Source organism: Methylibium petroleiphilum PM1 (assembly GCF_000015725.1).
GTDB classification, from domain to species: Bacteria; Pseudomonadota; Gammaproteobacteria; order Burkholderiales; family Burkholderiaceae_C; genus Methylibium; species Methylibium petroleiphilum.
This window is the reverse complement of sequence record NC_008825.1, coordinates 3,108,358-3,124,982: the sequence shown is the minus strand read 5'-3', so window position 1 is coordinate 3,124,982 and position 16,625 is coordinate 3,108,358. Positions and strand designations below refer to the sequence as shown.

16 protein-coding genes and 1 riboswitch are annotated in these 16,625 nt (G+C 69.6%); of the genes, 7 read left to right on the top strand and 9 right to left on the bottom strand.

All coding sequences use genetic code 11. The features are described 5' to 3' along the window. Positions 1-103: 103 nt before the first annotated feature. The 3 genes from nrdR to MPE_RS14815 form a co-directional block, all read right to left on the bottom strand. Entirely contained in the window at positions 104-547 is a 444-nt protein-coding gene (gene nrdR, locus MPE_RS14825; protein WP_011830521.1) for a transcriptional regulator NrdR, read from the bottom strand. A 49-nt stretch (positions 548-596) separates the two neighbouring features. Further along, on the bottom strand, positions 597-1,847 hold the full coding sequence (gene glyA / locus MPE_RS14820) for a serine hydroxymethyltransferase (RefSeq protein ID WP_036234514.1): 1,251 nt from the start codon (positions 1,845-1,847) through the stop codon (positions 597-599). A gap of 62 nt (positions 1,848-1,909) precedes the next feature. Beyond that, positions 1,910-2,027, bottom strand: a riboswitch (ZMP/ZTP riboswitch). 60 nt (positions 2,028-2,087) lie between these two features. Beyond that, complete coding sequence (locus MPE_RS14815; RefSeq protein ID WP_011830519.1) at positions 2,088-3,008, bottom strand: lytic transglycosylase domain-containing protein; 921 nt, start codon at positions 3,006-3,008, stop codon at positions 2,088-2,090. 202 nt (positions 3,009-3,210) lie between these two features. On the opposite strand from MPE_RS14815, the gene MPE_RS14810 reads away from it, so the two are divergent. Continuing rightward, the gene (locus tag MPE_RS14810) at positions 3,211-4,788 is read left to right on the top strand and encodes a UbiD family decarboxylase (protein WP_011830518.1); all 1,578 of its coding nucleotides are present in this window, start codon (positions 3,211-3,213) and stop codon (positions 4,786-4,788) included. Positions 4,789-5,029: 241 nt separating this feature from the next. On the opposite strand, the gene MPE_RS14805 is transcribed toward MPE_RS14810, so the two are convergent. After that, positions 5,030-5,830, bottom strand: a complete 801-nt coding sequence (locus tag MPE_RS14805) for a YdcF family protein (RefSeq protein WP_011830517.1) — start codon at positions 5,828-5,830, stop codon at positions 5,030-5,032. A gap of 174 nt (positions 5,831-6,004) precedes the next feature. On the opposite strand from MPE_RS14805, the gene msrA reads away from it, so the two are divergent. The 3 genes from msrA (at position 6,005) to MPE_RS24915 (ending at position 9,215) form a co-directional block, all read left to right on the top strand. After that, positions 6,005-6,553, top strand: a complete 549-nt coding sequence (msrA, locus tag MPE_RS14800; RefSeq protein WP_011830516.1) for a peptide-methionine (S)-S-oxide reductase MsrA — start codon at positions 6,005-6,007, stop codon at positions 6,551-6,553. A 55-nt stretch (positions 6,554-6,608) separates the two neighbouring features. After that, on the top strand, positions 6,609-7,013 hold the full coding sequence (locus tag MPE_RS14795; protein ID WP_148210962.1) for a hypothetical protein: 405 nt from the start codon (positions 6,609-6,611) through the stop codon (positions 7,011-7,013). A 144-nt stretch (positions 7,014-7,157) separates the two neighbouring features. Next, positions 7,158-9,215, top strand: coding sequence for a TonB-dependent receptor (locus MPE_RS24915; RefSeq protein WP_011830514.1), 2,058 nt, complete (start codon positions 7,158-7,160; stop codon positions 9,213-9,215). Positions 9,216-9,228: 13 nt separating this feature from the next. On the opposite strand, the gene pdxH is transcribed toward MPE_RS24915, so the two are convergent. Then, positions 9,229-9,870, bottom strand: a complete 642-nt coding sequence (gene pdxH / locus MPE_RS14785; protein ID WP_049820827.1) for a pyridoxamine 5'-phosphate oxidase — start codon at positions 9,868-9,870, stop codon at positions 9,229-9,231. A gap of 127 nt (positions 9,871-9,997) precedes the next feature. On the opposite strand from pdxH, the gene MPE_RS14780 reads away from it, so the two are divergent. The 3 genes from MPE_RS14780 (at position 9,998) to MPE_RS14770 (ending at position 13,587) form a co-directional block, all read left to right on the top strand. Continuing rightward, on the top strand, positions 9,998-10,459 hold the full coding sequence (locus MPE_RS14780; RefSeq protein WP_011830512.1) for a (2Fe-2S)-binding protein: 462 nt from the start codon (positions 9,998-10,000) through the stop codon (positions 10,457-10,459). A gap of 10 nt (positions 10,460-10,469) precedes the next feature. Then, positions 10,470-12,719: a xanthine dehydrogenase family protein molybdopterin-binding subunit gene (locus MPE_RS14775; protein ID WP_011830511.1), complete on the top strand. Its 2,250-nt coding sequence runs from the start codon at positions 10,470-10,472 to the stop codon at positions 12,717-12,719. Positions 12,720-12,954: 235 nt separating this feature from the next. After that, a complete protein-coding gene (locus tag MPE_RS14770) occupies positions 12,955-13,587 on the top strand; it encodes a nucleotidyltransferase family protein (protein ID WP_011830510.1) in 633 nt (210 codons plus the stop codon). A gap of 32 nt (positions 13,588-13,619) precedes the next feature. Here the strand turns inward: MPE_RS14770 and MPE_RS14765 are convergent, their stop codons facing one another. The 4 genes from MPE_RS14765 to MPE_RS14750 all read right to left on the bottom strand — a co-directional run bounded on the left by MPE_RS14765 (position 13,620) and on the right by MPE_RS14750 (position 16,604). Continuing rightward, a complete protein-coding gene (locus MPE_RS14765) occupies positions 13,620-14,801 on the bottom strand; it encodes an AI-2E family transporter (protein ID WP_049820826.1) in 1,182 nt (393 codons plus the stop codon). Between the two features lie 108 nt (positions 14,802-14,909). Then, complete coding sequence (locus MPE_RS14760) at positions 14,910-15,566, bottom strand: gamma-glutamylcyclotransferase (RefSeq protein WP_011830508.1); 657 nt, start codon at positions 15,564-15,566, stop codon at positions 14,910-14,912. 88 nt (positions 15,567-15,654) lie between these two features. Next, complete coding sequence (gloA, locus tag MPE_RS14755) at positions 15,655-16,050, bottom strand: lactoylglutathione lyase (RefSeq protein WP_011830507.1); 396 nt, start codon at positions 16,048-16,050, stop codon at positions 15,655-15,657. Then, positions 16,047-16,604, bottom strand: coding sequence for a PaaI family thioesterase (locus MPE_RS14750; RefSeq protein ID WP_041930199.1), 558 nt, complete (start codon positions 16,602-16,604; stop codon positions 16,047-16,049). Before MPE_RS14750 ends, gloA begins: the two co-directional genes overlap by 4 nt. Positions 16,605-16,625: the final 21 nt, after the last annotated feature.

Sequence of the window (16,625 nt, the reverse complement as noted above, 5' to 3'; positions counted from 1 at the left end):
GCGAATCTAGGCTTGCAGCCTGGGTGGCGCGTCGCCCCGTCGGGGGAAGCGGGGAGGGAAGCGCTGCCGCCGCTGCCTCATAGGCTGTGACAGGCTCGGGGGTTCAAATGTCCTTGATGAGGCGGCTGAATTCGTCGACGCCCTCGAAGCTCCGGTACACCGACGCGAAGCGCACGTAAGCCACCTTGTCGAGCTTCTTCAGCTCGCGCATCACCATCTCGCCGATCTTCGCGGACGGCACCTCGTTGGCGGCGGTGGCGAGCATCTTCTCCTCGATGCGCCCGAGGGCGGCCTCGACCTGGTCGATGCTCACAGGCCGCTTGCGCAGCGCCAGCATCATCGACGCGCGGATCTTGCTGCGATCGAATTCGCTGCGGCTGCCATCCTTCTTCACGATCGCCGGCATTGCCAGCTCGGCGCGCTCGTAGGTCGTGAAGCGCTTGTCACAGGACGGGCAGCGACGCCGGCGACGGATCACGTCGCCTTCGTCGGACTCCCGGGTCTCGGCGACCTGGGTGTCCTCGTGGCCGCAGAAGGGGCAGCGCACTCAGCTCAGGCCGGAAGGCGAGGAGGGAGTCCGCGAGGCGCCGGCAGGCTCAACGGTAGACCGGGAACTCGCGCGTCAGCAGCGCCACCTTGGCGCGCACGTCGGCCAGGTTGCTCTCGTCGTGCGGTCGGTCGAGCACGTCGGCGATCAGGTGCGCGGTCCGGACCGCCTGTTCCACTCCGAAACCGCGCGTCGTCATCGCCGGGCTGCCCAGGCGGATGCCGCTGGTGACCATCGGCTTCTGCGGATCGTTCGGGATGCCGTTCTTGTTGCAGGTCATGTGCGCCTGGCCGAGGATGGCCTCCGCTTCCTTGCCGGTCAGGCCCTTGGGACGCAGGTCGACCAGCATCACGTGGCTCTCGGTGCGGCCCGACACGATGCGCAGGCCGCGCTCGGTCAGCGTGCGCGCCAGGGCGTCGGCGTTCTTCACCACCTGTTGCTGGTAGGCCTTGAATTCGGGCTGCAGCGCCTCCTTGAACGCCACCGCCTTGGCCGCGATCACGTGCATCAGCGGGCCACCCTGCAGGCCGGGGAAGATCGCGCTGTTGATCTTCTTCGCGATGTCCTCGTTGTTCGCCAGGATGATCCCGCCGCGCGGCCCGCGCAGGCTCTTGTGCGTGGTGGAGGTCACCACGTCGGCGAACGGCACCGGGTTCGGGTAGACGCCCGCGGCGATCAAGCCGGCGTAGTGCGCCATGTCGACCATGAAGTAGGCCCCCACGGCCTTGGCTACCTTGGCGAAGCGCTCGAAGTCGATGCGCAGCGCATAGGCCGACGCCCCGGCGATGATGAGCTTGGGCTTGTGCTCGTGGGCCAGCCGTTCCATCGCGTCGTAGTCGATCTCTTCCTTGGCGTCGAGGCCGTAGCTGACCACCTTGAACCACTTGCCGCTCATGTTGAGCGCCATGCCGTGCGTCAGGTGGCCGCCCTCGGCGAGGCTCATGCCCATGATGGTGTCGCCAGGCTGCAGCAGCGCGAAGAACGCGCCCTGGTTGGCCTGTGAGCCGGAGTTGGGCTGCACGTTGGCGAAGGCCGCACCGTACAGCTGCTTGAGCCGGTCGATGGCCAGTTGCTCCACCACGTCGACGTTCTCGCAGCCGCCGTAGTAGCGCTTGCCGGGGTAGCCTTCGGCGTACTTGTTGGTCAGCTGGGTGCCCTGCGCCGCCATCACGGCCGGGCTGGCGTAGTTCTCGGACGCGATGAGCTCGATGTGTTCTTCCTGGCGGCGGTTCTCTGCCTGGATGGCGGCCCAAAGCTCGGCGTCGACGTTCGCGACGGTGGATTGCTGGCGGTCGAACATGGTGGCGGTTCTCATCGATCAGGAAGACCCCAGTACAGCGCACCCGCGAGGCGGATGCAGCCGGGGGCTGCCCAGGCGCGCGGCGGAACGGGTCTGCAGCAGGCAGAACTTCCGGCAGCGCTTCCTGGTGGAGATCCACCTCGGGCCTCGGGGGCCGTATCGCCGGTTGCGCTGCCGCGGCAGTTTACCGGAGCCCTGCCGGCCGCTCCGGCAACGACGTGCCGGAACGCAGGCGGGCGATCAGCGCAGCGCGACCTGCTGGGCCGGTGCCGCGGGAAGCGACTCCTCGCCGCCGCCCGCCGGCGCCGCGGATGCGGCGGCCTCTGCGGGTGCCGCGACCGGCAGAGCCGTCGGCGCCACGATGATCGGAGCCGTGACCGCGACGTTGCGGCCTGCCGCCACGGAGCGGAGGTGGCTCTGCTCGGCAAGCACCTTGCCGGCGTAGCCGCCGTCGTCGGCGAGGTTGGCCGCGCCGACGTAGTACTTCAGGCCGCCCTCCAGGCTGCCGGCGCGCGCGATGCATTCCTTCAGCACCTGCACGCCGACGCGCAGGTTGGTCACCGGATCGAAGGCCGCGTGGTTGCCACCGAAGGCCTCGTACTTGTCGTCGTGGACGCGGGTCATCACCTGCATCAGGCCCTGTGCGCCGACCGGGCTCTGGGCGAACGGATTGAAGCTCGACTCGATGGCCATGATCGCCAGGATGAGCGTCGGGTCGAGCTTGGCCCGTTGCCCAACCTGCCAGGCTTCCTGCACCAGGCGGCTCACCGGTTCCGGCGCGACGCGGTAGCGGCGCGCCAGCCAGGACGCCACCGCGGCCTGCTGGCGGTCGAGGTTGCTCGGGTCGGCCGCGGTCGCCCGCGCCACCGCGTCGCGCTCGACCAGGGCGGCCGCTAGGCCGGCCAGGGAGGTGTCGGCTTCCACACGGGCCACCTGCCGGTTCTGCAACCAGCCGAGCGCGTGCTCTTCCAGCGTGTGCCGCAGGTCGGCACGGCCGGCGAAGAACAGCGACAGGGCCACCACCACCAGGCCCACCAGTGCGAGCGAGTTGTGGCAGACCTCGAGCAGGCCGTGGCCTGCATCCTTGAAGAACACCGCCACCGGGCGGCCCAGCGCCGCGGCCAGATGGCGCAGCGACTGGTGGGATGGGAGTGCTGTCATGCCTCTCCTTTCAAAGAGCGCCGGGCTTCGCATCGAGCACGAACCCCACGGCGATAATTCGCCCGTCACCGCGTCGGCGCCACCCTGTATTCAGGGTCCGCGCCGACGGGGCGGGTTATCCCTCACGGGAACGGGCCGGAGTGTAGGAAGGCTTTAAATAACCAGTCAAGACTATCAAACTGATCCTTAATAGCCATTAAGTATGAAATACCGGGATCTGCGCGAGTTCTTGAACGGCCTGGAGCAGCAAGGGGAAGTCCGCCGCATCGCGGAGCCAGTCTCCACGCGGCTTGAGATGACAGCGGTCAGTGACTTGCTTTTGCGCCGTGCCGGCCCGGCGCTGCTGTTCGAACATCCGGTATCGGATCGAGTCAGTTACAAAATTCCGGTCTTGACAAACCTGTTCGGCACCCCGCGCCGGGTGGCGCTCGGCATGGGGGCGGCAGACGCCTCCGAGTTGCGCGAAGTGGGTCGTCTGCTCGCCAGCCTGAAGGAGCCGGAGCCGCCGAAGGGCCTGAAGGACGCCGGTCGGCTGGTGCAACTCGGCAAGGCCCTGTGGGACATGAAGCCCGCGCGCGTGCGCAGCGCGCCCTGCCAGGAGGTGGTGCTGGAGGGCGCGGATGTCGACCTCGCCACGCTGCCGGTGCAGACCTGCTGGCCGGACGATGCCGGTCCGTTGATCACCTGGGGCCTGGTGATCACGCGCGGACCGCAGTCCGTGCCGGCACCGCGCAGCCGCCAGAACCTGGGCATCTACCGCCAGCAGGTCATCGGGCCGCGGCAGACCATCATGCGCTGGCTCGCCCACCGCGGTGGCGCGCTCGACTTCCGCGATTTCGCGCTGGCCCACCCCGGCCAGCCCTTCCCGATCGCCGTGGCGTTGGGGGCCGACCCGGCCACGATCCTGGGCGCCGTGACGCCGGTGCCCGACAGCCTGAGCGAATACCAGTTCGCCGGCCTGCTGCGCGGCAGCCGGACCGAGGTGGTCGATTCGGGTGTGGGCGAGGGCGATGTGAAGCTGCAGGTCCCGGCCGGCGCCGAGTTCGTTCTGGAGGGGCACATCCCGGTCGCGGCACCGGGGTACCGGGGCACCAGCGCCCACGGCGTGCCGCTGGAAGAACGCGGCGGCTACCTGCATGCGCTCGAAGGCCCGTTCGGCGACCACACCGGCTATTACAACGAGCAGGACTGGTTCCCGGTGTTCCAGGTCGACCGGATCACCCACCGCCGCGATCCGATCTATCACTCCACCTACACCGGCAAGCCGCCCGACGAGCCCGCCGTGCTGGGCGTGGCGCTGAACGAGGTGTTCGTGCCCCTCCTGCAAAAGCAGTTTCCGGAGATCACCGACTTCTATCTGCCACCCGAAGGCTGCAGCTACCGGATGGCGATCATCAGCATCAGGAAGAGCTACCCCGGCCACGCCAAGCGGGTGATGTTCGGCGTGTGGAGCTTCCTGCGCCAATTCATGTACACCAAGTTCATCGTCGTCACCGACGACGACGTCGACATCCGCAGCTGGCAGGACGTGATCTGGGCGATCACCACGCGCATGGACCCGGTGCGCGACACCACGCTGGTCGACCAGACGCCGATCGACTACCTGGACTTCGCCTCGCCGGTCTCGGGCCTGGGCGGCAAGATGGGGCTGGACGCCACCAGCAAGTGGCCCGGCGAGACTGCGCGCGAATGGGGCCGGCCGATCCGGATGGATGCAGCGGTCGAGCAGCGGGTAGCGGCCATCGTCGAGGCGTTGATGCCGGCGACCGGCTCGCGCTGAGGAAGCCCACGGGCCATCGGGCGGCAATCAGGAGCGCCCGAGTCATAGAGCCTCGCGGTTTGCATCCAGCCCGCCGGGCGCCTAGTCTTCAGGGGCCTGCAACGCAGGTAAATCTCAGGACGCAGTCTCTGCGTACCAGGAGCCCCGGACCCTATTCCTCCGGATCTCCAAAGGTGGTGCTGCCACCTAACCCCTCTCGCCGTGATGGTTGAGAGGGGTTTCTGCTTTTTGGCGTCCTGATCTAGTAGCCGACGCCGCGCGCCAGCAGTTCGCGCAGCACCACGCGCACTTCCCCGAATCCGGCGCTGCTCGGCAGCCACTCGAGCACGCCGCGGTCGGCCGGCACGAAATAGCCCATCGGTGCGGCGGTGATCTGCATCGACTCACCGGCCTCCTGCCGGAAGGCGCGCAGCGCGCGCGGCATGTGCCAGGCGTGCGTCACCAGCACGATGTGGCGCACGCCGGCGGTGTGCAGCTGCTTCACGCTCAGCCGCGCGTTCTCGCGTGTGTCGCGCGAGGCGGTCTCTACCCATTTGATCGGTCTCAGGAAGTCGCGCTCGGCGATGCGTTGCGCGATCTCGGCTTCCGACAGGCCGCCGTCGTCGTGCTGGCCCCAGCCGAGGCCGCCGCTGAAGGCCAGGGGCAGGCCGGTCTGGCGCGACAGCCGCACCGCATAGCGCAGGCGCTCCAGCGAGGCGGGTTGCAGGTCGGCCGTGCCGGACTCCGGTGCGCGCGGGATGCGCCCGCCGCCGATCACCAGGATCGCGGTCGTCGGCGCGGGCTCGGCCTTGGGCGGCTTCAGGCCGCTGATATCGGCATCGCTCAGCGGCGGCGGAGCCGGCAGCAGGGTCGACTGCAGCCAGTGGGCGCTGCCCTGGCAGGCGCTCAGCCAGATGAGGGCTGCACCCAGCAGCAACAGCAGCAGGCCGACGCGCGGGCGCCAGAGCATCAAGCGTCCACCGAGCAGCATCAGCAGCAGCCAGGGCACCGGTGGCAGCGCCAGCGCGGTGAGCAGGGGCTTGAAGGGTTCGAGTCCGGTCATGTAAGTTGTCGTTGGTCGGAACGACGCATTGTGGAGAGCCGAGGCAGCGCCGCTCTGCGGCATGATGGCCGGGGTTTGTCTTAGTGCTGCGGTTCGGGCATTTGTCACGCGCCACCCCCAACCGTTCCCCCGCGCTCCGCTCTGGGGCGTGCCGATCTGCAAGGAAGTCCAGCCATGAACACCTCCGCGAATCTCGAGACTGCCACCCTGGGCGGCGGCTGCTTCTGGTGCACCGAGGCTGTGTTCCAGGAGGTCGACGGCGTCGTCGCCGTCGAGTCCGGCTACAGCAACGGCCACGTGAACGACCCCAGCTACGAGCAGGTCTGCGGCGGCGAGACTGGCCACGCCGAGGTGATCCGCGTGCAGTTCGATCCGCAGCGCATCGGCTTTCGCGAGCTGCTGGAGATCTTCTTCGTCGTGCACGACCCGACCACACCCAACCGCCAGGGCAACGACGTCGGCACGCAGTACCGCTCGGGCATCTACACGCACAGCGACGAGCAGGCGCGCATCGCGCACGAGGTCATTGCCGAGCTGCAGGCCAGCGGCGGCGTACGCGGCAAGGTGGTGACCGAGGTGAAGCCGGAGCTCAACTACTGGCCGGCCGAGGCCTATCACCAGAACTACTTCGTCCAGCACCCGGGGCAGGGCTACTGCGCCTTCGTGGTCGCGCCCAAGGTGGAGAAGTTCCGGAAGACCTTCGCGTCGCGCCGCAAGGTTTGATCCAGGGCGCCTGCCGCATACTGGCGGGCCTTTGCTGCTCCGGCCCCTTGCCCCCGTGAAAGCCCGCGCTCGCCGTTCACCTGCCGCCCCGCGCCTCTGGCTCGGCGTGCCGCTGTGCGCGTCGCTGCTGTGGGCTCAGGTGCTGGGGCTGGCCCACCGCAGCGTGCACGGGGCGATGCCCGGCACGGGCGCCGCACTCGCCCTCGCGTCGGCGCAAGACCGGGTGCATGGCGGGGAATTCGCGGCGCATGGCATCGAGGCGCTGTTCGGCCACGAGCGCGGCACGCCGGCCTGTCATCTCTATGACCAGCTCTCGCTGGGCGATGCGGCCTCCGCCGGCGGCGTCGATGCCGTACCGGCGCTGCCACCGAGCCATCTCGCGGCACCGGTGCCGACGCTGCCCTCGGGCACCGTCCGGCTCGCCTACCGCGCCCGCGCGCCGCCGACGACGATCGCCTGATCGATCGTTCGCAGGGTGTCTGTTCGCGGCCGTGGCCGCTGAGAACGGCCCTGCGCCACCGGCGCTTCGGTTCGGGCTGCGGTCCGCCCCGGCGCTGTTCATTTCCGTCTTTCTGAATGGAGCCCGCGTCTCGCGGGCCTACGCATGCGCTCGTCACCCAGTTCCCCCTCCCAGGCGCTTCGCGCCGCCCTTCTTCCGTTGCTCGGCACGCCGCTGCTGGCGCTGGCGCAAACCGCGCCGCCTCCGGACACGACGCTGCCGCCAGTGGTCGTCACTGGCAACCCGCTCGACAGCGACGGTATCGCCACCCCCAACAGCGTGCTCGCCGGTCCGGGCCTCGTGCTCCGGCGCGGCAGCAGCCTGGGCGAGACGCTGTCGGGCCTGCCCGGCGTCTCGTCCAGCTACTTCGGCCCCAACGCCAACCGGCCGGTGATCCGAGGCCAGGACGGCGACCGCATCCGCGTGCTCAACAACGCGGGAGCGACGCTCGATGCCTCGGCGCTGAGCTTCGACCACGCGGTGCCGATCGATCCGCTGGTGGTCGAACGGCTGGAGGTGCTGCGCGGCCCGGCCGCACTGCTGTACGGCGGCAGCGCCGTCGGCGGCGTGGTCAATGCGATCGACAACCGTATCCCCAAGGCCGCGATCGACGGCGTGGGCGGTGCGCTCGAACTGCGCGGCGGCGGCGCAGCCCGCGAGCGCTCGGCCGGCGCGCTGGTCGAGGCCGGCGGCAACGGCCTGGCGATCCACGCCGACGTGTTCGCACGCAAGACCGACGACCTGCGCGTGCCCGATTTCGACCGCCCCGTCGACGGCGGCGGCACCGAGCGGCGCGACCGCATCGTCAACTCGGCCAGCGATGCCAAGGGCGGCGCCCTCGGTGCGTCGATGCAGTGGGACCATGGCTACCTGGGCGCGTCGGTCGACACCTACCGCAACGACTACGGCATCGTGGCCGAGGACGACGTGCTGATCCGCATGCGGCGCGACAAGTTCGCGCTGGCCGGTGAGTGGCGCGACCTGGGCGGCCCGATCCGCAGCGTGCGCGCGCGCCTGCAGGCCACCGACTACCAGCACCAGGAGGTCGAAGGAACCGGCGAGGTGGGCACCACCTTCAAGAACAAGGGCAGCGACGGCCGGCTGGAGTTCGAGCATGCGCCGCTCGGTGACCTGAAGGGCGTGTTCGGCCTGCAGGCCGAACACGCCAGGTTCGAGGCGCTGGGCGAAGAGGCCTTCGTGCCCAGCACCACCAGCGATCAGTTCGCGCTGTTCGCGCACGAGGAGCTGAAGCTGCAAGGCGCCTCGCGCCTCAGCTTCGGCGCGCGGGTCGAGCGCCATCGCATCGAGTCCGAAGGCGACGCGGGCGCCGCCGACCCGAAGTTCGGCGATGCGCTGAGCCGCCGCTACACGGCCGGCAGCGCGGCCGTCGGCGGCGTGTGGGACCTGGCCCCGGCCTTCGGCAGCGGCTGGCAGCTCAACGGCAACCTGGCCTACACCGAGCGCGCGCCGACCAACTACGAGCTGTTTGCCAACGGCGTGCACATCGCCACCGCCGCCTTCGAGCGCGGTGATGCGGAACTGGGCAAGGAGAAAGGCAGCAACCTCGACTTGGCACTGGAGTGGAAGTCCGGGCACGACCGACTGCGGGCCGGCGCCTTCGTCAGCAACTTCTCGAACTACATCGCGCTGCTGCGCACCGGTGAACCGGACTTCGTCAACGACGAAGGCGAGGCCTTCCAGGTCTACGCCTTCCAGGGCGTCAAGGCGCGGCTCAGCGGCTTCGAACTGGAAGGCGCCTGGCGCGTGCTGGAAGGCGCCCGGACGGTCGATCTGGAGGCGCAGCTCGATGCGGTAAGAGCCACCAACCGCAGCACCGGCGAGCCGCTGCCGCGCATCGCGCCGCTGCGCGTCAAGCTCGGCGCGGCCTATGGGCTCGAGGGCTGGACGCTGCGCGGCGAGGTGGTGCGTGCGCAGAAGCAGGACCGCGTGCCGGACGACGACGAGCCCACCGCCGGCTATACGCTGATCAACCTGGCCCTCAGCAAGCGGCTGGCCTGGGACGGCAACGATGCGCTGTTCTTCGTCAAGCTCGACAACCTGACCGACCGGCTGGCCTACAACGCCGGCTCGGTGGCGACGGTGCGCGATCTGGCGCCACTGCCGGGACGCAGCCTCAGCGCCGGTTTGCGCGTCGCGTTCTGATGTGTGCCTGGCGCTATGGCGCCAGGCGCTCTCGCAGCCAGCCCCCGGTGGGCTGCTGCGTGTAGCGCAGCCGGTCGTGCAGGCGGCTCTTGCGGCCCTGCCAGAACTCCCAGCGGTCCGGCCGCAGCCGGAAGCCGCCCCAGTGCGGCGGGCGCGGCGGGTTCAGCAGGAACTGCGCGCCGACCTTCGCCGCGTTGGCCACCAGCACCGCCCGCGACGCGATCACCTGGCTCTGCGGCGAGGCCCAGGCGCCGAGGCGCGAGTCGAGCGGTCGGGAGCGGTAGTAGGCGTCCGACTCGGTGTCGCTGACCTTCTCGACCCGGCCTTCGATGCGCACCACGCGCTCGAGATCGACCCAGTGGAACTGCAGCGCCGCGAACGGGTGTGCGGCCAGTTCGCGGCCCTTGCGGCTCTCGTAGTTGGTGTACCAGACGATGCCGCGCGCGTCGCAGCCCTTGATCAGCACGACGCGCGTCGACGGGCGGCCGTCGGCGCCGACCGTGGCGAGCGTCATCGCGTTGGGCTCGGGCAGCTTGGCCTTCAGCGCCTGATCGAGCCACTGCTCGAACTGCTGCAGCGGGTCGGCGGCCGAATGGGCTTCGTCGAGTTCACCCTGTTCGTAGCTCTTGCGGAGGTCGGCAATGTCTGGGCGCATGCACAAAAGTGTAGGCGGCTGGCGGAAGGCCAACTTGGCCCTGGCTTTCGGTCAGGATTCCGCGCACCGCCGCGATGCGTCCGGCATCACGGAGCACAGTCCGTGACTTCCAGAATCGGGAGAAACCATGAGCACGCGCTTCACACTGAACGGCAAGGCGACCAGCGTCGATGTCGACCCGGCCACTCCCTTGCTGTGGACCTTGCGCGACGATCTGGCGATGACAGGCACCAAGTTCGGCTGCGGCATCGCCGCCTGCGGCGCCTGTACCGTTCACGTGGACGGGCAGCCCACGCGCTCGTGCATCACGCCGGTGTCGATGGTCGCGGGCAAGAAGGTCACGACGATCGAGGCCGTCGGCAACGACAAGGTCGGCAAGGCGGTGCAGGCGGCCTGGATCGAGCACGACGTCGCCCAGTGCGGCTACTGTCAGAGTGGCCAGATCATGAGCGCGACCGGTCTGCTGAAGAGCAACAAGGCGCCGAGCGACGCCGACATCGACGCCGCGATGGCCGGCAACATCTGCCGCTGCGGCACCTACCAACGCATCCGCGCCGCCATCCATGACGCCGCGAAGCGCATCGCCTGAGGACGCCCCGATGGACTTCGCACTCGTCGCCAAACGCCTCGCCGGCCAGTCGCCGGCCCTCGATACCGACGCCCGCTCCGGCGAATTCGACCGCCGTGGCTTCCTCAAGCTCAGTGCGCTCGGCGGTGGCGGGCTGGCCGTCACCTGGTCGGCACCGGCCGCGCTGGCGGCCGAGGAGGGCGCGCCCGCCGCGCCGAAGAAGCCGGTCGACCCCAGCCCCTTCATCAAGATCCATCCCGACGACACGGTGGAGATCCGCGTCAACCGGCTCGACTTCGGCCAGGGCGCGCTGACCGCGCTGCCGATGCTGGTGGCCGAGGAGCTCGACGTCGACTGGAAGCAGGTGCGCGCCAGCCTCGCGCCGGCAGGCGAGGCCTACAAGGACCCGCTGTTCGGCATCCAGATGACCGGCGGCTCCAGCGCGGTGCCGAACTCCTGGCTGCAGTACCGTCAGGTCGGCGCGGCCACCCGCATGATGCTGGTCGCAGCGGCCGCCGCGCAGTGGAAGGTGCCGGCCGAGGCCTGCAGTACCGAGGCCGGCGTGGTGCGCCATGGCAGCAAGCGGGCGACCTACGCCTCGCTGGCTGCCGCGGCGGCGAAGCAGCCGGTGCCGTCGAGCGTGGCGCTGAAGGCGCCGGCCGACTACCGCATCATCGGCCACGGCAAGGGCCGCATCGACGCGGTCGCCTCCGTGTCGGGCAAGAAGCGCTACGGCATCGACCACCGCCTGCCGGGCATGAAGGTCGCGCTGCTGCAGCGGGCGCCGACCTTCGGTGGTCAGGTCGAGAGCTTCGACGCAAGCAAGGCGAAGGCGATCAAGGGCGTGATCGACGTGTTCCAGGTGTCGACCGACCGCGGCGGCACGGGCTTGGCCGTCATCGCCGACGGCTACTGGCCCGCCAAGCAGGGCCGCGAGGCGTTGCAGGTGAAGTGGAAGCCAGGTGTCGGCGGTACGGTCAGCAGCGACAAGCTGCTGGCCCAGTACCGCGACGAGGCCAAGGCGCCGAAGCTCACGGCTCTCGCCGGTGACGGCGCCGCGATCGAGGCCGCCGCGAAGGCGGCGCCGAAGAAGATCAGCGCCGAGTACGAATTCCCCTACCTCGCACACGCGCCGATGGAGCCGCTGAACGCGACCTTCGAACTGAAGGCCGATCGCGCCATCGTGTGGGCGGGCACGCAGTTCCAGACCGTCGACCAGACGGCGATCGCGCAGACGCTGGGCCTCAAGCCCGAGCAGGTGACGCTGAACACGCTGCCGGCCGGCGGCGGCTTCGGGAGGCGCGCGGTCCCGAGCTCGGACTACCTGCGCGAGGCCGCCGGCATCGCCAAGGCCTGGCACGCCAAGGATCCCAAATCGCCGTTGATGGTGATGTGGAGCCGCGAGGACGACATCAAGGGCGGCAACTACCGGCCGGCTCACCTGCACCATGTCGATATCGCGCTCGACGCGCAGGGGCAGGTGCAGGGCTGGGACCACGTGATCGTCGGCCAGTCGCTGGTGAAAGGCACGCCGTTCGAGTCCTTCCTGGTCAAGGATGGCATCGACCACACGATGACCGAGGGCGTGGTCGAGAACACCTATGGGATGCCGATGCGGCTGCGCGCCACGCACCCGGACGTCGCAGTGCCGGTGCTGTGGTGGCGCTCGGTCGGCCACACCCACACCGGCTTCGTGATGGAGACGCTGGCCGATGAGGTGGCGCGTGCGGCGGGCCAGGATCCGGTGGCCTGGCGGCTCGCGAAGCTCGACCCGAAGAAGCACGCGCGCCACGTGGCCGCACTGAAGCTCGCGGTCGACAAGTCGGGCTACGGCAAGTCCCTCCCGGCCGGCCATGCCTGGGGTGTGGCGGTGCACGAGTCCTTCGGCTCGGTGGTGGCCTACGTGGTCGACGTTTCCCTCATCGACGGCCGACCGAAGGTGCATGCGGTCACGGCCGGCGTGCATGCCAACCAGGTCGTCAACCCGACGGCGGCCGAGGCGCAGATCCAGGGCGGCGCGGTGTTCGGCCTGTCGATGATCCAGCCGGGCTTCGCGATCACGCTGAAGGACGGCGTCGTGGAGCAAAGCCAGTTCAGCGACTTCGCACCACCGCGCATCACGGATGCGCCGCCGGTGGCGGTGCATTTCGTGCCGAGCAACGATCCACCCACCGGCCTGGGCGAACCCGGCGTGCCGCCGATCGCGCCGGCGGTGGCCAATGCCGTCGCGGCGCTGACCGGCAAGCGCCTGCGCAAGCTGCCTTTCGAGGCACTGGCCTGACAAGCAGCACGCAAGGCCGATCACCTTCTGGGTGGGCGTTCAAGCGTCCGGGTTAGCCCCCGGGTCGGCCGGGCGTGGAGCGCCGAGACGCGCCGGGTGGAGCACTCTGGCGCGCCGGCCGCGGGTGAGGCCTTAGGTAGAGCTCCCACTTCCGGATTGCACGGGGTCGCGGTTTGATCGCAAGACAGACCGCGCCAATGCTGGCGACGGCAAAACGCAAGCTGGGGGGATGTCGGTGCGACAAGGGCCGGTGGTGGTGGTGTTGGCGGCAGGGCGCGGCGTGCGCTTCCGCAGTGGGCGCAGCGCACGTGCTCACAAGCTCGAGCAGCCGTTCGGCGACTCGACGGTGCTCGAGACGACGCTCGCGCACGTGATCCAGAGCCGCCTGCCGGTGGTCGTGGTGACGACCGAGGCGCTGCAGGCTCGCGTCACCGCCACCATCGCGGCACGCGATGTGGTCGTGCTGCCGGGCAACGGCGACCAACAGCCGTTCGGCATGGGGGACTCGATCGCCGCTGGCGTCACGGCCCGCTCGAATGCCAGCGGCTGGATGGTGCTGCCCGGTGACATGCCGCTGGTGCAGCCCGCCACCCTGCGCGCCGTGGCGGCCGCGATGCCGCACCACCCGGTGGTGTATGCCCAGCACCGCGGGCGGCGCGGCCATCCGGTGGCGTTCGCCGCCGAGCTGTACTCCGAACTGGCGCGGCTCAGCGGCGACGAGGGCGCACGGCGTCTGGTGGCGCGCTATCCGGCTTTCGGGGTCGAGGTGCCTGACGGCGGCGTGCTGCTCGACGTGGACACCGAGCAGGATCTGGAGAGGCTGCGCGGTCTGCACTCTGCGCACGCCGGCGAAGCTGCGGTGGACTGACCCTGCGGTCACCGCCGCGTGCGCGGTCGCGGCTAGTCGCCCAGCAGCTCTCCGAGCGGCTTGAGGTCCTCGACGCGGTCGCACACGGCCTTGACGGCCATCAGGATCGGCACGCCGAGCAGCAGTCCCCAGATGCCCCACAGCCAGCCCCAGGCCAGCACGCCCACGAACACCACCACCGGGCTCATGCGGCTGGTGCGGCTGGTCAGCCACGGCGTGATCAGGTAGCCGCTGATGCAGTGGAGCACCAGCGAAACGCCGCCCACCACCAGCGCCATGTCGAGCGTGCCGAACTGCAGGAAGGCGACCAGGGCCGAGCCGACGGTGACCGCGATCGAGCCGATGTAGGGTACGAGGTTCAGTACCGCGGCCACGATGCCCCAGACGGCGGCGTGCTCCAGGCCGATCCAGAGGAAGGCGAGCCAGGTCGCCACGCCGACCAGGGCGCTGATGAGCAATTGCACCAGGAGGTAGCGCTGGATCTGCTCGGTGATCTCGTCCAGTGCCTCCACCGTGACGCGCCGTTGCGCGAAGGTCGGACCCGCGATCTTCACCATCTTGCGGCGAAAGCTGTTGCCCGACGCGATCAGGAAGTAGGTGATGAAGCAGACGACGGTGGCCTGCCCGATCAGCCAAGCCAGGCCCAGCGTGCTGCTCCACAGGTAGTCCCGGATGCTGAACTTGCGCGGCTCGATCTGCACCCGTTGCACCCCGCGCTGGCCCGCCGCCGAGGAGGCGGCCTCCTCGGCGGCCTGCTCGAGCTGGGTGACGGCCTTCTGCATCGTCTCCATCTTGCTGGTCGGCTCGTTGCGAGCCGCCCTCACGGCCTGGCGCAGCTTCTGGGCGGCGGCCGGCAGGCTCTCGATCAGCTCGCTGGCGTCGTCGCCGAGCGAGTAGGCGGTCGAGCCGGCACCGGCGAGGATGGCCAGCAGCAGTACCGCCGCAGCCAGCGAGCGCGGAATGCGCCAACGCACCATCCGATCGACGATCGGCGACAGCGCGTAGCTGAACATCAGCCCCAGCAACAGCGGGATGAACACCGCGCTGGCCCAACGCAGCGCGACCAGGCACGCCAGCACCGCCAGCACGGCCAGCGAAAGGCTGCGCACGCCGATCGGCATTTGCAACAGCACGGGATGCGGCTCGTCTGCGCTCGCCGCCGCAGGCACTTGATCGGTCGGACGGGTGTCGTCGATCGCGGGTTCGTGTTGCATCGAAGAAGGGCCGGTACGCAGTGCCTGCGGGGCCACGATGATGCACCCTCGGCCTGCATCCGGCCTGCATCCGGCCCGCGGGCTCGAACGGCGGCAGCCGGGGCCGGTCTACGCCGTGAGGCCGGCGCGCTGCGCCAGCGCCACCTGGCGCTCGATCGCGAGGTCGCGGATACCGCAGCGACGCAGGCAGGCCGCTGTTTCGACCAGGTAGTCGAGCGTGCTGCCGAAGCGGCCGCGCGCATGGCGCAGGATGCCGATCAGCGTGTCGTCATCCAGCTCGCCGATGTAGTTGGGGCTACGCTTGCTGAGGGTGAACGCCAGCGCCGTGACCTGACCATGGGCGGTCTGGCACTGCAGCCATTTCGGATCGTAGACGCCGGAGAACATCTCGCGGTCCCACAGGCGGCGCAGTTCCGCGTCGGCCCGCGACGGCTCGAGCCGGTAGACCATACCGGCGCAGGAGCCGCCCGGCACCAGGGCGCACACGAGACCGGGGCGTTCCGGCGTGCCGCGGTTGATGCGCGAGCGCATGCGGAAGGCACGGTGCTGGCCGTGCACGCGGGCCAGCCGCTGTTCGGCGGCCTCGAATTCCGGGCGCCAGATCAACGAGGCGTAGCCGAAGATCCAGAGGTCGCGTCGCGCCGGCCGGTCGGCCAGCGTGCGTTCGAGCATCTGTTGGGGATCGCGCAGCGGCACGACCGAAACGGCGCCGGATTCGACGGCGCAGGAGGCGGGCTCGGGGTCGTAATCCAGGGCTTGCTGCACGGCAACAAGATTGCCGTCTGAGACCCGCTCCTGTCAAGCGCCGGTGGGCCGGCGGATCGCGGGAAAAACCACGCCGAAGCCGGCCAATTTACGCGCGCTCGATCAGTTCGATCTTGTAGCCGTCGGGATCGGTGATGAAGGCGATCACCGTGCTGCCCCCCTGCACCGGACCGGGCTCGCGGGTGATGGCGCCGCCGAGCGCCTGTGCCTTCGCGCGCACCGCGGCGCAGGTGGCCGCCACGTCGGGCACGCCGATCGCGAGGTGACCGTAGGCGGTGCCGAGTTCGTAGCGGTCCACACCGTGGTTGTACGTGAGCTCGATCTCGGCGTGCTCGGGGTTGCTGCCGTAACCGAGGAAGGCGAGGCTGTACTTCTGCGCCGGTCGCTCGGTGGTGCGCAGCAGCGTCATGCCGAGCACCTGGGTGTAGAAGTCGATCGAGCGTGGCAGGTCGCCGACGCGCAACATGGTGTGGAGCAGTCTCATGGGGAAGGGGGCCGGTCGAGGACGAAGCAGGTGGTCGAGGCGTGAGCGTACAGCGTGCCGTCGGGGCCGACCAGGCGGCCGTCGGCGGTGCCCAGGCTGCGACCCAGGTGGATCAGTCGGCCCTCGGCGCGTACCAGCGGTACCTTCGCGGTCAGCGCCTTCACCAGGCTGATCTTCAGCTCCACCGTCGTGTAGGTCTTGCCGGCCGGCAGCGCCGTGTGCACTGCGCACGCCACGGCCGAGTCGAGCAGCGTCGCGAACCAGCCGCCATGTACCGTGCCCATGGGGTTGTAGTGGCGCGCCAGCGGCCGGCCCTGGAACACCGCCACGCCGCGCGCCATGTGGATGGGCACGAAGTCCAGGGTCTCGAAGATCGGTGCCAGCGGCAGCTCGCCAGCGAACACGGCGTCGAAGAACTGCTGGCCGCTCAACGGGGCCACCTGTTCCGGCCGGCTCAGGCCGTAGCGCCGGTTGCGTTCGCGGACGGAGGCTTCGTCGGCCTGCCAGCGCGCCAGGGTGGCCGCGCCGTCGTCGTTGGGGGTTGGTGGATGCATGGTGCCGTGCATTTTATTGCA